We start from the raw sequence: 1,029 nt of genomic DNA, 5'->3' as shown, positions 1-1,029 counted from the left end.
AAAACCCTCTTCTATTTTCTTAATAACCTACAACCATTTAGCACTTAAAAGACTATTTGAGTATTATTTTTACGCTTTTAAACAAACTTAATTAACCTAATTTGAACATAATGTGGTTTTTCCTCGGTCTAAATATACACAACAGCTATAAAAATTTAAGAGCATCAACGTATATGACAAAATTAAACCACCCCGTATCAAACTTAAGTGTAGCGGCAATAAGCACCGTTTCTCCTTTGAGTCATATACTAAAAATAGCCGCTCCGCTGCTCGATAGCCTATTGGGCATCAATAAGCTACGTGATATATACCTCTCTAATAATTTATCGGGTTTAGATAAACAAGAGTTTAGTGAAAAGTTGTTAAATGTATTAGGTATTAATGTGCTTGGTGCACAAGGTGTTATTAACAAAATACCAAAGCATGGCCCTTGCATAGTGGTATGTAATCATCCTTATGGCATGATTGAGGGCGTAATTATTGCAAATTTACTCACCCATTATCGTAGCGATACAAAAGTAATGGCTAACGTGGGTTTAAAAATATTTAAAGAAATTAAAGACTATTTTATTTTTGCTAACCCACTAAAACCAAAAGCAGCCATTAATACCAGCGCAATAAAACAGTGCTTTAGTCATGTTAAAAATGATGGCTTACTTGTGGTTTTTCCTGCGGGAAGAGTGTCATTTTTTCAATCAGAAAAACAACGTGTAACTGACGGGCAATGGAATCGCTTAGCCGCTCAACTAGCTTTAAGAACACAAGCCCCTTTATTGCCTGTATTTATTAGCGGCCAGAATAGCTCAACCTTTTATAACTTGGGGCGTGTTTACTACCGATTTAGATTATTAATGCTAATACGCGAATTACTTAAAATTCAAAAAAGCTCTATTAGCTTAAGCGTTGGTAATTTACTTACACCCAAATTATTAAATAAGTTTGAAAAAACTGACGACATAAACGCACTTGCGCGCTTGCAGTGTTACTTAAACGATGAGCGCTTTGTAACGCCTTGGCAAGAGAATAACC

General features: G+C 35.1%; 1 protein-coding gene. It reads left to right on the top strand.

The annotated features are described in order from the left end of the window. Positions 1–173: 173 nt before the first annotated feature. On the top strand, positions 174–1,029 hold an 856-nt coding region (locus H5072_RS20205), incomplete at its 3' end, for a lysophospholipid acyltransferase family protein (protein WP_182694607.1).

The organism is Pseudoalteromonas sp. SR45-5 (assembly GCF_014163565.1).
In the GTDB taxonomy this organism is placed as follows: Bacteria; Pseudomonadota; Gammaproteobacteria; order Enterobacterales; family Alteromonadaceae; genus Pseudoalteromonas; species Pseudoalteromonas distincta.
The sequence above is the reverse complement of the archived record's forward strand: the minus strand, read 5'-3'. Positions and strand labels throughout refer to the sequence as shown.